The following is a 13,600-nucleotide window of genomic DNA, read 5'->3' as shown; positions in this document are numbered from 1 at the left end:
TCAGTTATTGTCGAAGCGGAAAACGTCTTCGCAGGCCTGTTTCAGGGCGCTGTCCGCGCTGATGTTGCAGTCGCGCGTCCAGCCCGTCATACCGTTGCCGTCGCTCCACCGTGGCGTCATGGTTACCGTCAGCCCGTTAAGACTCTCCTGTCCTGTTAAGGTCACGGTCCCTTTCGCCACGCTCATTCCTGAAACGTAGCGTGTCGTGGTGGGGGAAGGGATACCGTTACTGCCGGCGTCGCAGCTCTCCACGCCACCGTGATCCAGCGCGCAAAGCTCAATGGCCGTGCGGTAGGGAACGAAGGTTTGCAGCATATCGGTCAGCGCCGCCTTTCGCAGGTAGTTCTGATAGGCGGGAACGCCGATGGCGCTCAGAATCGCAATGATGCCAATGACCACCATCAGCTCAATGAGTGTGAAGCCTTGTTGTCTGTCCATATCTGCTCCTTATGCAAAGTGGCGCTACTTTGTCAGCGGGAAAGAGCAGAAACGAGAGGCAAAAAAGGGAACGGGAAGGAGGCTTCAGAGATTTTATTCAGTGTTGCAGGGAAGAACAGCGGATCTGCGAGCGGGGCTGAAATTCCCCTCTCCGCCCGGAGAGGGGAGAATACGTTATTTGAAGCGCATTGAGAGGTCGAGGGCGCGAACGTGTTTGGTCAGCGCGCCGACGGAGATATAATCCACGCCGGTTTCGGCGAATTCACGGATCGTTTCGAAAGTGACGTTCCCGGACACTTCAAGCTGGGCCCGGCCGTTAGTCAGTTTTACCGCCTCGCGCATCTGTTCTGTTTCGAAGTTATCAAGCATGATGATATCGGCCCCGGCCTTGATCGCCTGCTCCAGCTCTTCCAGGCTTTCGACCTCTACCTCGACAGGCACATCCGGGTGCAGCCAGAAGGCTTTTTCCACCGCCTGACGCACGGAGCCAGAGGCAATAATGTGGTTCTCTTTAATCAGGAAGGCGTCGGATAAGCCCAGGCGATGGTTTGCGCCACCGCCGCAGAGCACCGCATACTTCAGCGCGGTGCGCAGGCCCGGCAGCGTTTTGCGGGTATCCAGCAGCTGGGTGCGGGTACCGGCCAGCAGGTCAACGTAGCGACGCACTTCACTGGCCACGCCAGAGAGCGTTTGTACAAAATTGAGCGCGGTACGTTCGCCGGTCAGCAAGACGCGGGAAGGACCGTCCAGTTCAAACAGCGGCTGGTTTGCCGTAATTGCATCGCCGTCTTCAACGTGCCAGATAATCTGCACATCATCACCCGCCAGCTGGGTAAAGACCTCTTCAACCCAACGCTTGCCGCAAAAAACGCCCTCTTCACGGGTGATAATGACCGCGTGCGAGCGCGTCTCTTTTGGCAACAATTGTGCGGTAATATCCTTATCAGCGTTAACGTCACCGCCCAGATCTTCTTTCAAAGCATGGGAGACGCTTGCCGGAATATCCATATTAATACGTTCCAGAAGCGCTTCACGTCGGTGGTCGGGGTTGTAGCGGCGAGGCGGCATGATAAAACTCCAAATTGGTAACGAATCATAATATTGAAACATGCTACTCTGAACCGAGTCATTGCACCATACAGAAGGAGTTCCAGCATGTTGTTAGAAAACGGATGGCTGGTGGATGCGCGGCACGTGCCCTCGCCGCACCACGATTGCCGCCCGGAGGATGAAAAGCCCACACTGCTGGTGGTTCATAATATTAGTCTCCCGCCGGGTGAATTTGGCGGCCCGTGGATCGATGCGTTATTCACGGGAACGATTGATCCCGATGCTCATCCCTTCTTTGCTGAAATTGCACATCTGCGCGTATCGGCTCACTGCCTGATTCGTCGCGATGGTGAAGTGGTTCAGTATGTTCCCTTTGATAAGCGCGCCTGGCATGCCGGCGTGTCGATGTATCACGGGCGCGAACGGTGCAACGATTTTTCTATCGGGATCGAACTGGAAGGAACGGATACGACGCCCTACACCGATTCACAGTATCAACAGCTAGCGGCAGTAACCCGCACGCTTATCGGACTCTACCCGGCTATCGCCGACAATATCACGGGACACAGTGATATAGCTCCGGAGAGAAAAACCGATCCCGGCCCGGCCTTTGACTGGCCCCGGTTTCGCGCCATGCTCACCGCGTCGTCAGAATAAGGAGATACCATGACGTTGTTTACCATGCTGCTGGTTATGATCGCTGAACGCCTGTTCAAGCTCGGCGAGCACTGGCATCTGGATCACCGGCTGGAGGTATTATTCCGCCGTATCAAACATTTTTCCATGCTGCGCACGCTGCTGATGATGGCAGGGGTGATGGTCATTACGTTCCTGCTCCTGCGCTCGCTGTACGGACTCTTTTTCAACGTGCCGCTGCTGGTGGTGTGGATCCTGCTTGGGGTGCTGTGCATTGGCGCAGGCAAGGTGCGTTTACACTATCACGCATACCTGAAAGCCGCCTCCCGTGACGATGCCCATGCGCGCGGTGCCATGGCGAGCGAGCTGACGATGATCCACGGCGTGCCGCCGGACTGCGACGAGCGCGAATTCCTGCGCGAGCTGCAAAACGCGCTGCTGTGGATTAACTTCCGTTACTACCTTGCGCCGCTGTTCTGGTTTGTAGTGGGGGGCCCGCTGGGGCCTGTACTGCTGATGGGATATGCGTTCCTGCGCGCCTGGCAGACCTGGCTTGCCCGTTATCTGACACCGCATGAACGCCTGCAGTCCGGTATTGACGCCATCCTGCACGTGATCGACTGGCTCCCGGTGCGTCTGGTCGGCGTGGTGTACGCGTTAATTGGTCACGGTGAAAAAGCGCTGCCCGCATGGTTCGCTTCTCTTGCCGATCGCCATACGTCGCAGTACCAGGTGCTAACGCGTTTGGCGCAGTTCTCGCTGGCGCGTGAGCCGCATACCGACAAGATTGAAACGCCGAAGGCCGCTGTCTCCATGGCGAAGAAAACGTCGTTTGTGGTGGTGGTTATCGTGGCGCTGCTGACTATCTACGGCACGCTGGTGTAGGCCAGCGCGCCGCAAAGGCTAAAGCGTATCCGCGGGCGGGATGCCGAAATCAGGCATCCCGCTTTCATTCCAGCGGACAAGCTTCAGTCGGGTATGGCGATTCGGATCGTACAGCGGGTCGCCCTCAATTTCGGTGTAGTTCCGCGCGTGATACACCAGCACATCTTCCCCTTCCGGCGTTTGCGTAAAGCTGTTGTGGCCCGGGCCGTACTGACGATTTTCGTAGCTGGTAACGAACACCGGACGCGGGGATTTGTGCCAGTTTGCCGGGTTTTGCGGATCGGCATTCAGGTCTATCCACAGTAGACCCATGCAGTAGTTCTCGTCGGTGGCGCTTGCGGAATAGCTGATAAACAGCTTATCGCCATGAACCAGCACCGCCGGGCCTTCGTTAACCCAAAATCCGCGACGCTCCCAGTCATACTCCGGCTTGCTGAGCATCACCGGCTCGCCTTTCAGCGTCCACGGGGTCTCCATTTCACACAGATAAAGATTGGAGTTACCGGTGATGTCCGGCGCTTTTTGCGCCCACAGATACCAGCGTTTCCCCTGATGAACAAAGGTGGTGGCGTCCAGAGCGAAGGTATCGAAAGGCGTTTTGATTTGCCCTTTCTCCACCCACGTGCCGGTGAGCGGATCGCCGTCGGCACATTCAATGGCGAACATACGGTGCTGGAACATTCCGAGCGCGTCGAGCGCCTGGGTGTGCGTCGCAGCAAAATAGATGTACCACTTCCCGTCAATGTGATGCAGTTCCGGCGCCCAGATCAGCTGGCTCATCGGGCCGGTGTCGGGCTTGCGCCAGACCACCACTTCTTCGGCATTACGTAAGCCTTCCAGAGACTCTGCGCGGCGGATCGCCAGCCTGTCGTACTCCGGCACGGAGGCGATAAAATAGTACTGCCCCTCGTGGCGTAAAATGTACGGATCGGCGCGTTGTTCAATAAACGGGTTTGGCCAGGTTTGCATTCGGCTTTCCTTATTTTGTCTCAGCGGCTTTGAGTTCCTGATAATCATTCAGTTCGCGGTAATTGGCGCGACGCTTTTCCAGATCGGACTGGATCTGCTTCATGGTTTCGCGGTCCACTTTCAGCAGGCGCACCACGCCCGCGGTAACTAAGTATCCAATGCCGGGAATGACGGTAAAGAGCAGCACGATCCCATTAATGGCGTCCGCGCTCTGCGCTTTTGCGCCCGCGTCATAGCCGTACCAGGAGAGCAGGAAGCCGACCATCGCCCCGGCAATCGCCAGCCCCAGCTTCAGGAAGAAGATGTTGCCGGAGAAGCTGATCCCGGTGATGCGCTTACCGGTCTTCCACTCGCCGTAGTCGTCCACGTCGGCCATCAGCGACCAGTGCAGCGGAGACGGGATCTGGTGCAGGATGTTCAGCAGGAAGTAGAGCACCACGATGGTGACGGTGGCTTTCGGGTCGAAGAAATAAAAGGCGGTTGAGAAAATCGCCAGAACGATATTGGTCCAGAAGAAGACCTTGAGCTTACACCAGCGGTCGGTCAGCACTTTTGCCAGCACGCTGCCGAGCATCATGCCGACCACGCCCAGGCTGATAAACAGCGTGGCGAAATGGGTGCTCTGGCCCATCACCCAGGTGACGTAATACATGGTGGCCGCCATGCGGATAAAGCCCGGGCAGACGTTGCACAGGGTCAGGAGCAGAATACGTACCCACTGGTCGTTCTTCCACACGTCTTTCAGATCGTTTTTCAGCTCGTCGTTGGTCTGTACCGCCGGGCGCACGCGCTCGCGCACGGTGGCGAAGCAGAACAGGAACATGCAGGTTCCAATCAGCGCCAGGACGGTCATCGCCATCTGGTAACCTTTGGCTTTGTTATCCCCGCCAAACCAGTCGGCCATCGGCAGCAGCGTTAATGAGAGCAGCAGCGTGGCGATGCCGACCAGCACGAAGCGATACGACTGGCAGGCCACGCGTTCTTTTGGATCGTTGGTGATCACCCCGCCCAGCGAGCAGTAGGGAATGTTGATGGCCGTATAGGTCAAAGAGAGCAGGAAGTAGGTGACAAACGCATAGATAACTTTGCTGTTATAGCTCCACTCCGGCGTGGTGAACATCAGAATGCTGAACAGCGCGTAGGGGAAAGCGATCCACAGCAGCCATGGACGAAACCGACCATATTTGCTGCGGGTACGGTCAGCAATCGCGCCCATGATCGGGTCCGTTACGGCATCAATCACGCGCACGGAAAGCAGCAGCACGCCGACCAGCGCAGGGGCGAGGCCAAAAATATCCGTATAAAAATAGTTAACAAACAGCATGATGGCGCCGAAGATGATGTTGCATCCCGCGTCGCCCATCCCATAGCCGATCTTTTCTTTTACTGACAGTGTGTTGTTATCCATCGACAGCTCTCCGGTTTACGGTATGGAGAGAATTATTTGCTGGCAAAGGAATATATGCGTTGCAGTATCAGGGCGGTGATATGGATAAATGCGCTGTGGGCGTGAAAGTGTGAGGGAGGTAACAACGCGCGGCACCCGCAAAAGCAGGTGCCGCGGAGAGAGGCTTAGTGTGCTTTCATGGCATTACGGCTTTTCTGGCTGAAGAGATAGCCTACGCCAAGGATCGCAATCCAGACCGGGATCAGGTAGACGGAAATCGCCATACCCGGCGTGATCAGCATGATCACCAGTACGGCCGCCATGAACACCAGGCACACCCAGTTGCCCAGCGGATAGAGCAGGGCAGGGAAGCGCGTGGTGACGCCCTGCTGCTGCTTGGCGCGGCGGAACTTCATGTGCGCCAGGCTGATCATCGCCCAGTTGATGACCAGGGCAGAGACCACCAGTGCCATCAGCAGGCCAAACGCCGATTCAGGTGCCATGTAGTTAATAAGTACGCACAGCGCGGTCACAACCGCCGAAACCAGAATCGTGTTTACCGGCACGCCGCGCTTATCGACGTTGAGCAGCGCTTTAGGCGCGTTGCCCTGCTGGGCCAGGCCGAACAGCATACGGCTGTTGCAGTATACGCAGCTGTTGTAAACGGAGAGCGCTGCTGTCAGAACAACCACGTTGAGTGCGTTTGCTACAAAGGTATCGCCCAGCTCGTGGAAGATCAGCACAAACGGGCTGGTGTCGGCGGTCACGCGCGTCCACGGCAGCAGGGAGAGCAGCACCGCCAGCGAGCCCACATAGAAGATCAGAATGCGGTAGATAACCTGGTTAGTGGCTTTTGGAATGCTCTGCTCCGGGTTGTCGGCTTCAGCAGCGGTGATGCCCACCAGCTCGAGGCCGCCGAAGGAGAACATAATGATGGCCATCATCATCACCAGACCGGTCATGCCGTGAGGCAGGAAGCCGCCCTGTTCCCAGAGGTTGCGCACGGTTGCCTGCGGGCCGCCGTTGCCGCTGAACAGCAGCCAGCCGCCGAAGATAATCATCGCCACAACGGCAATGACCTTGATGATAGCGAACCAGAACTCCATCTCACCGAACACTTTTACGTTGGTCAGGTTAATGGCGTTAATAATGACGAAGAAAGCCGCTGCGGAGGCCCAGGTTGGGATCTCGGGATACCAGAACTGAATGTATTTCCCGACGGCGGTAAGCTCGGCCATGGCAACCAGAACGTACAGCACCCAGTAGTTCCAGCCCGAGGCGAAACCGGCAAAGCTGCCCCAGTATTTATAGGCAAAGTGGCTGAAGGAGCCTGCGACCGGCTCTTCAACGACCATTTCACCCAGCTGGCGCATAATCAGAAAGGCAATAAAGCCGGCAATCGCGTAACCCAAAATAATGCCGGGACCGGCTGACTGGATAACGGATGCGCTGCCCAGAAACAGGCCGGTACCAATCGCACCGCCCAGTGCGATCAGCTGTATATGGCGGTTTTTAAGCCCGCGCTTTAGCTGATCGCCGTGCTGTTGAGCTTCCATTTGAAACCTCGTGTGTGGTTGTTATGTTCACGCTGTGCGTGTGTAATTATGAAAATCCATATTCTGTATTTATTTCTTTACGGTTAACGAGACCGAAAAAAGCGGACATGACTTCCGTAAGCGCAAGAATAGTGGTAAGCGCCTGCGAATGCACCTGCTTTATGAAGGGGTGATGACGACTTGAATAAAAAGAAAGCATTTGTAAATCGGCCCGCTTATTCTTCCTAACCCAACCTATAGAATAGAAATGCTCCATAAGTGGGCGAATTTTCATTATTTGCCTTGTTGAATCGCTTCAGATTGCAAAAACCCTCGTTTCATTATGGTTAAAACTCCCTCTTTGGGAGTAATCAACTCATTTGTGCAAAGTTACATTTCTGAAACGTTATTTCTGTAAGGTTGTTAAAATGTGCAGGGTTTACTGATTTCAATCAAAACCAATATGGACAGAAGGTGAATACTTTGTTACTTTAGCGATACGAAATAGAAATTGGTAAGACCAATTGACTCCGGGCAAAAAGGCGTAAGACAGGGAATATGGCCTACAGCAAAATTCGCCAACCAAAACTATCTGATGTGATTGAGCAGCAGCTGGAGTTTTTAATCCTCGAAGGGACTCTGCGCCCGGGTGAGAAACTTCCGCCAGAACGCGAGCTGGCAAAACAGTTCGATGTTTCACGTCCCTCTCTGCGTGAGGCGATTCAACGTCTCGAAGCAAAGGGCTTGCTGCTTCGTCGCCAGGGCGGCGGAACCTTTGTGCAAAACAGCCTGTGGCAGAGCTTCAGCGATCCGCTGGTAGAACTTCTCTCTGACCACCCAGAATCCCAGTTTGATCTGCTTGAGACCCGTCACGCGCTTGAAGGTATTGCGGCCTATTACGCCGCCCTTCGCAGCACTGATGAAGATCGCGTGCGTATCCGCGAACTGCATCAGGCCATTGAACGGGCACAGCAGTCCGGCGATTTAGACGCCGAGTCCAGCGCCGTCGTCCAGTATCAAATTGCCGTCACTGAAGCGGCCCACAACGTGGTGCTCCTCCATCTGCTACGCTGCATGGAGCCCATGCTGGCCCAGAACGTTCGTCAGAATTTTGAATTGTTGTATGCCCGTCGGGAAATGCTCCCACTGGTAAGCAACCATCGCACCCGAGTATTCGAGGCGATAATGGCCGGGGAACCGGAGCAGGCGCGCGAAGCGTCGCACCGACATCTGGCTTTCATTGAGGAAATCTTGCTGGACCGCAGCCGTGAACAATCGCGTCGCGAACGTTCATTACGCCGCATACAGCAACGAAAGGATTAAGCGCCAGGTACTTTTAGAGCGCGGCAACTAAACGCAGAACCTGTCTTATTGTGTTCTTGCCCAAGAGCACAATGGGACAGGTTCCAGACAAATCAACGTATTAGATAGATAAGGAATACCCCCATGTCAGAACGTCTCCAAAATGACGTGGATCCGATCGAAACTCGCGACTGGCTACAGGCGATCGAATCGGTCATCCGTGAAGAAGGTGTTGAGCGCGCTCAGTATCTGATTGATCAGCTGCTTTCTGAAGCCCGCAAAGGCGGCGTGAAGGTTGCTTCAGGTGCAGGGGCTAGCAACTACGTAAACACGATTGCCGTCGAAGACGAACCGGAATACCCGGGCAATCTGGATCTGGAACGTCGTATCCGTTCTGCAATCCGCTGGAACGCCATCATGACCGTTCTGCGCGCATCCAAAAAAGACCTGGAACTGGGTGGCCACATGGCGTCCTTCCAGTCTTCTGCGACCGTTTACGAAGTGTGCTTCAACCACTTCTTCCGTGCAGCGAACGAGAAAGACGGCGGCGATCTGGTGTACTTCCAGGGCCACATCTCTCCGGGCATCTATGCACGTGCATTCCTGGAAGGTCGTCTGACTGAAGAGCAGATGAACAACTTCCGTCAGGAAGTTCACGGTAAAGGTCTGTCTTCTTACCCGCACCCTAAACTGATGCCTGAATTCTGGCAGTTCCCGACCGTATCTATGGGTCTGGGCCCAATCGGTGCGATCTACCAGGCTAAATTCCTGAAATACCTGGAACACCGTGGTCTGAAAGACACCTCTGAGCAGACCGTTTACGCCTTCCTGGGCGACGGCGAAATGGATGAGCCAGAATCCAAAGGTGCGATCACCATCGCTACCCGTGAGAAGCTGGACAACCTGTGCTTCATCATCAACTGTAACCTGCAGCGTCTGGATGGTCCGGTAACCGGTAACGGCAAGATCATCAACGAACTGGAAGGCATCTTCGCTGGTGCTGGCTGGAACGTGATCAAAGTCATGTGGGGCGGTCGTTGGGATGAGCTGCTGCGTAAAGACACCAGCGGTAAACTGATCCAGCTGATGAACGAAACCGTTGACGGTGACTACCAGACCTTCAAATCCAAAGACGGTGCCTACGTTCGTGAGCACTTCTTCGGCAAATATCCTGAAACCGCAGCACTGGTTGCAGACTGGACTGATGAGCAGATTTGGGCTCTGAACCGCGGTGGTCACGATCCGAAGAAAGTCTACGCTGCACTGAAAAAAGCGCGTGAAACCAAAGGTAAAGCGACTGTAATCCTGGCCCATACCATCAAAGGTTACGGCATGGGTGATACCGCAGAAGGTAAAAACATCGCTCACCAGGTTAAGAAAATGAACATGGACGGCGTGCGTTATATCCGCGACCGTTTCAACGTTCCAGTGACCGATGAGCAGGTAGAAAACCTGTCTTACATCACCTTCCCGGAAGGTTCTGAAGAGCACAAGTACCTGCACGAACGTCGTCAGGCGCTGAAAGGCTACCTGCCAGCTCGTCAGCCAAACTTCACCGAGAAGCTGGAACTGCCAGCGCTGGAAGACTTCTCTCAGCTGCTGGAAGAGCAGAACAAAGAGATCTCTACCACTATCGCTTTCGTTCGTGCCCTGAACGTGATGCTGAAGAACAAGTCGATCAAAGATCGTCTGGTTCCAATCATCGCCGACGAAGCGCGTACTTTCGGTATGGAAGGTCTGTTCCGTCAGATCGGTATCTACAGCCCGAACGGCCAGCAGTACACCCCGCAGGACCGTGAGCAGGTTGCATACTACAAAGAAGACGAGAAAGGTCAGATCCTGCAGGAAGGTATTAACGAGCTGGGCGCAGGCGCATCCTGGCTGGCTGCTGCGACCTCTTACAGCACCAACAACCTGCCGATGATTCCGTTCTACATCTACTACTCCATGTTCGGGTTCCAGCGTATCGGTGACCTGTGCTGGCAGGCAGGCGACCAGCAGGCTCGCGGCTTCCTGGTAGGCGGTACCTCCGGTCGTACGACTCTGAACGGTGAAGGTCTGCAGCACGAAGATGGCCACAGCCACATTCAGTCTCTGACTATCCCTAACTGTATCTCTTACGATCCGTCTTACGCGTACGAAGTGGCAGTCATCATGCATGACGGTCTGCAGCGCATGTACGGTGAAGCGCAAGAGAACATTTACTACTACATCACCACCCTGAACGAAAACTACCACATGCCGGCAATGCCAGCAGGTGCCGAGGAAGGTATCCGTAAAGGTATCTACAAACTCGAAACCCTCGAAGGTAGCAAAGGTAAAGTTCAGCTGCTGGGCTCCGGCTCTATCCTGCGTCACGTACGTGAAGCAGCGCAGATCCTGGCGAAAGACTACGGTGTGGGTTCCGACGTGTACTCTGTGACTTCCTTCACTGAACTGGCGCGTGATGGCCAGGATTGTGAGCGTTGGAACATGCTGCACCCACTGGAAACTCCACGCGTTCCGTACATCGCTCAGGTGATGAACGACGCGCCAGCGGTGGCGTCTACTGACTATATGAAACTGTTCGCTGAGCAGGTTCGTACTTACGTTCCAGCTGATGATTATCGCGTACTGGGTACTGACGGCTTCGGTCGTTCTGACAGCCGCGAAAACCTGCGTCACCACTTCGAAGTTGATGCTTCTTACGTGGTTGTAGCAGCACTGGGCGAACTGGCTAAACGTGGCGAAATCGATAAGAAAGTGGTTGCGGACGCAATCACCAAATTCAACATCGATGCAGAAAAAGTTAACCCGCGTCTGGCGTAAGAGGTAAAAGAATAATGGCTATCGAAATCAATGTACCGGACATCGGGGCTGATGAAGTTGAAATCACCGAGATCCTGGTCAAAGTAGGCGACAAAGTTGAAGCTGAACAGTCGCTGATCACCGTAGAAGGCGACAAAGCCTCTATGGAAGTCCCGTCTCCTCAGGCTGGTATCGTTAAAGAGATCAAAGTCTCTGTTGGCGATAAAACCGAGACCGGCAAACTGATCATGATTTTCGATTCCGCCGACGGTGCAGCAGCAGCTGCACCTGCGCAGGAAGAGAAGAAAGCCGCTCCGGCCGCCGCTGCTCCAGCAGCTGCCGCGAGCGCGAAAGAAGTGAACGTGCCTGACATCGGCGGTGACGAAGTTGAAGTCACTGAAATCCTGGTGAAAGTGGGCGACACCGTTGCGGCCGAGCAGTCACTGATCACCGTTGAAGGCGACAAAGCCTCTATGGAAGTGCCGGCTCCGTTCGCGGGTACCGTTAAAGAGATCAAGATCAACACCGGCGACAAAGTGTCTACCGGGTCGCTTATCATGATCTTCGAAGTGGCGGGTGCAGAAGGCGCTGCCGCGCCTGCGCAGGCCGCTGCTCCGGCTCCGGCTGCTGCACCAGCAGCTGCTGGTGGCGCGAAAGACGTTAACGTACCGGACATCGGCGGTGACGAAGTTGAAGTGACCGAAGTGATGGTTAAAGTGGGCGACAAAGTTGCCGCTGAACAGTCACTGATCACCGTTGAAGGCGACAAAGCTTCTATGGAAGTGCCTGCGCCGTTCGCGGGTACCGTTAAAGAGATCAAGATCAGCACCGGCGACAAAGTGTCTACCGGCTCTCTGATCATGGTCTTCGAAGTGGAAGGCGCTGCGCCTGCCGCAGCTCCGGCTGCCGCGGCTGCTCCAGCCCCGGCTGCTGCACCGGCTCAGGCTGCTAAACCAGCCGCTGCCCCTGCTGCTAATGCAGAAAAATCTGAGTTCGCTGAAAACGACGCTTACGTCCACGCTACCCCGCTGATTCGTCGCCTGGCGCGCGAATTCGGTGTGAACCTGGCGAAAGTGAAAGGGACCGGCCGTAAGGGTCGTATCCTGCGCGAAGACGTTCAGACCTACGTGAAAGACGCGGTGAAACGCGCCGAAGCTGCACCAGCTGCAGCCGCTGGCGGCGGTATCCCGGGCATGCTGCCATGGCCGAAAGTGGACTTCAGCAAGTTCGGCGAAATCGAAGAAGTGGAGCTGGGCCGCATCCAGAAAATCTCTGGTGCTAACCTGAGCCGTAACTGGGTGATGATCCCGCACGTTACGCACTTCGACAAAACCGATATCACCGATCTGGAAGCGTTCCGTAAACAGCAGAACGCTGAAGCTGAGAAGCGCAAACTGGACGTGAAATTCACCCCAGTGGTCTTCATCATGAAAGCCGTTGCCGCTGCCCTTGAGCAGATGCCACGCTTCAACAGCTCCCTGTCCGAAGACGGTCAGAAGCTGACGCTGAAGAAATACATCAACATCGGTGTTGCGGTTGATACGCCAAATGGTCTGGTTGTTCCGGTCTTCAAAGACGTGAACAAGAAGAGCATCACTGAGCTGTCCCGTGAACTGACCGTGATCTCCAAGAAAGCGCGTGATGGTAAGCTGACTGCCGGCGAAATGCAGGGCGGCTGCTTCACTATCTCCAGCATCGGCGGCCTGGGTACCACCCACTTCGCGCCGATCGTTAACGCGCCGGAAGTGGCTATCCTCGGTGTGTCCAAGTCCGCGATGGAGCCGGTGTGGAATGGCAAAGAGTTCGTACCGCGTCTGATGATGCCAATCTCTCTGTCCTTCGACCACCGCGTGATCGACGGTGCTGATGGTGCGCGCTTCATCACCATCATCAACAACATGCTGAGCGACATTCGCCGCCTGGTGATGTAATCGAAAAGCCGGCCAGTCGGCCGGCTTTTTTCTGATAATCTCATGGTGTTTGTGAGGTTATTGGCGAAAGCGACAATTCGTGAGCCGTTTGTTGTTTCAAAATTGTTAACAATTTTGTAAACTGCGGGCGGATAGAACGACCCGGTGGACGACGGGTATAAATTAAGAGGTCATGATGAGCACAGAAATCAAAACTCAGGTCGTAGTACTTGGGGCAGGCCCGGCAGGTTACTCCGCAGCATTCCGTGCAGCGGATTTAGGTCTGGAAACCGTCATCGTAGAACGTTACAGCACCCTCGGCGGTGTTTGTCTGAACGTCGGCTGTATCCCTTCTAAAGCGCTGCTGCACGTAGCGAAAGTTATCGAAGAAGCCAAAGCGCTGGCTGAACACGGTATCGTCTTCGGCGAGCCGAAAACCGATATCGACAAAATTCGTACCTGGAAAGAGAAAGTTATCACTCAGCTGACCGGCGGTCTGGCGGGTATGGCCAAAGGCCGTAAAGTGAAAGTGGTAAACGGTCTGGGTAAATTCACCGGTGCGAACACCCTGGAAGTGGAAGGCGAAAACGGCAAAACCGTGATCAACTTCGACAACGCGATCATCGCGGCAGGCTCTCGCCCAATCGAACTGCCATTCATTCCGCATGAAGATCCACGCGTGTGGGATTCCACCGATGCGC

General features: G+C 55.1%; 12 protein-coding genes. 6 read left to right on the top strand and 6 right to left on the bottom strand.

Features of this window, described 5'->3' with window-relative positions:
* A complete protein-coding gene (gene ppdD / locus ACZ6J2_RS17615) occupies nt 1-438 on the bottom strand; it encodes a prepilin peptidase-dependent pilin (protein ID WP_058840541.1) in 438 nt (145 codons plus the stop codon).
* Between the two features lie 174 nt (nt 439-612).
* Complete coding sequence (gene nadC / locus ACZ6J2_RS17610) at nt 613-1,506, bottom strand: carboxylating nicotinate-nucleotide diphosphorylase (RefSeq protein WP_038417651.1); 894 nt, start codon at nt 1,504-1,506, stop codon at nt 613-615.
* Between the two features lie 87 nt (nt 1,507-1,593).
* Here nadC and ampD point away from each other — a divergent pair, with 87 nt between their 5' ends.
* Both ampD and ampE read left to right on the top strand, forming a co-directional pair.
* Entirely contained in the window at nt 1,594-2,145 is a 552-nt protein-coding gene (gene ampD, locus ACZ6J2_RS17605) for a 1,6-anhydro-N-acetylmuramyl-L-alanine amidase AmpD (protein ID WP_024907473.1), read from the top strand.
* Nucleotides 2,146-2,154: 9 nt separating this feature from the next.
* Complete coding sequence (gene ampE, locus ACZ6J2_RS17600; protein ID WP_167819009.1) at nt 2,155-3,009, top strand: beta-lactamase regulator AmpE; 855 nt, start codon at nt 2,155-2,157, stop codon at nt 3,007-3,009.
* A gap of 18 nt (nt 3,010-3,027) precedes the next feature.
* Here ampE and ACZ6J2_RS17595 read toward each other — a convergent pair whose 3' ends face one another.
* From ACZ6J2_RS17595 to ACZ6J2_RS17580, 4 genes are all read right to left on the bottom strand, one after another.
* The gene (locus ACZ6J2_RS17595; protein WP_471726336.1) at nt 3,028-3,978 is read right to left on the bottom strand and encodes a glycoside hydrolase family 43 protein; all 951 of its coding nucleotides are present in this window, start codon (nt 3,976-3,978) and stop codon (nt 3,028-3,030) included.
* A 10-nt stretch (nt 3,979-3,988) separates the two neighbouring features.
* On the bottom strand, nt 3,989-5,386 hold the full coding sequence (locus ACZ6J2_RS17590; protein WP_221702762.1) for a glycoside-pentoside-hexuronide (GPH):cation symporter: 1,398 nt from the start codon (nt 5,384-5,386) through the stop codon (nt 3,989-3,991).
* A gap of 164 nt (nt 5,387-5,550) precedes the next feature.
* A complete protein-coding gene (gene aroP / locus ACZ6J2_RS17585; protein WP_029739677.1) occupies nt 5,551-6,921 on the bottom strand; it encodes an aromatic amino acid transporter AroP in 1,371 nt (456 codons plus the stop codon).
* Nucleotides 6,922-6,967: 46 nt separating this feature from the next.
* A complete protein-coding gene (locus ACZ6J2_RS17580; RefSeq protein ID WP_471726335.1) occupies nt 6,968-7,195 on the bottom strand; it encodes a hypothetical protein in 228 nt (75 codons plus the stop codon).
* 263 nt (nt 7,196-7,458) lie between these two features.
* Here ACZ6J2_RS17580 and pdhR point away from each other — a divergent pair, with 263 nt between their 5' ends.
* The 4 genes from pdhR to ACZ6J2_RS17560 all read left to right on the top strand — a co-directional run.
* Nucleotides 7,459-8,223, top strand: a complete 765-nt coding sequence (gene pdhR / locus ACZ6J2_RS17575) for a pyruvate dehydrogenase complex transcriptional repressor PdhR (protein ID WP_006173806.1) — start codon at nt 7,459-7,461, stop codon at nt 8,221-8,223.
* Between the two features lie 123 nt (nt 8,224-8,346).
* Nucleotides 8,347-11,010 carry a pyruvate dehydrogenase (acetyl-transferring), homodimeric type gene (gene aceE / locus ACZ6J2_RS17570; RefSeq protein ID WP_023334524.1) on the top strand — a complete coding sequence of 888 codons (2,664 nt, stop codon included), beginning with the start codon at nt 8,347-8,349 and terminating at the stop codon, nt 11,008-11,010.
* Between the two features lie 14 nt (nt 11,011-11,024).
* A complete protein-coding gene (gene aceF / locus ACZ6J2_RS17565; RefSeq protein WP_471726334.1) occupies nt 11,025-12,920 on the top strand; it encodes a pyruvate dehydrogenase complex dihydrolipoyllysine-residue acetyltransferase in 1,896 nt (631 codons plus the stop codon).
* A gap of 175 nt (nt 12,921-13,095) precedes the next feature.
* On the top strand, nt 13,096-13,600 hold a 505-nt coding region (locus ACZ6J2_RS17560), incomplete at its 3' end, for an FAD-dependent oxidoreductase (protein WP_471726333.1).

This window comes from Enterobacter sp. E14S, from assembly GCF_055666685.1.
The sequence above is the reverse complement of the archived record's forward strand: the minus strand, read 5'-3'. Positions and strand labels throughout refer to the sequence as shown.

Coding starts and splice junctions, on each gene's coding strand:
- ppdD (WP_058840541.1), bottom strand. CDS start 438: ATGGACAGACAACAAGGCTTCACACTCATTGAGCTGATGGTGGTCATT.
- nadC (WP_038417651.1), bottom strand. CDS start 1,506: ATGCCGCCTCGCCGCTACAACCCCGACCACCGACGTGAAGCGCTTCTG.
- ampD (WP_024907473.1), top strand. CDS start 1,594: ATGTTGTTAGAAAACGGATGGCTGGTGGATGCGCGGCACGTGCCCTCG.
- ampE (WP_167819009.1), top strand. CDS start 2,155: ATGACGTTGTTTACCATGCTGCTGGTTATGATCGCTGAACGCCTGTTC.
- ACZ6J2_RS17595 (WP_471726336.1), bottom strand. CDS start 3,978: ATGCAAACCTGGCCAAACCCGTTTATTGAACAACGCGCCGATCCGTAC.
- ACZ6J2_RS17590 (WP_221702762.1), bottom strand. CDS start 5,386: ATGGATAACAACACACTGTCAGTAAAAGAAAAGATCGGCTATGGGATG.
- aroP (WP_029739677.1), bottom strand. CDS start 6,921: ATGGAAGCTCAACAGCACGGCGATCAGCTAAAGCGCGGGCTTAAAAAC.
- ACZ6J2_RS17580 (WP_471726335.1), bottom strand. CDS start 7,195: ATGAAAATTCGCCCACTTATGGAGCATTTCTATTCTATAGGTTGGGTT.
- pdhR (WP_006173806.1), top strand. CDS start 7,459: ATGGCCTACAGCAAAATTCGCCAACCAAAACTATCTGATGTGATTGAG.
- aceE (WP_023334524.1), top strand. CDS start 8,347: ATGTCAGAACGTCTCCAAAATGACGTGGATCCGATCGAAACTCGCGAC.
- aceF (WP_471726334.1), top strand. CDS start 11,025: ATGGCTATCGAAATCAATGTACCGGACATCGGGGCTGATGAAGTTGAA.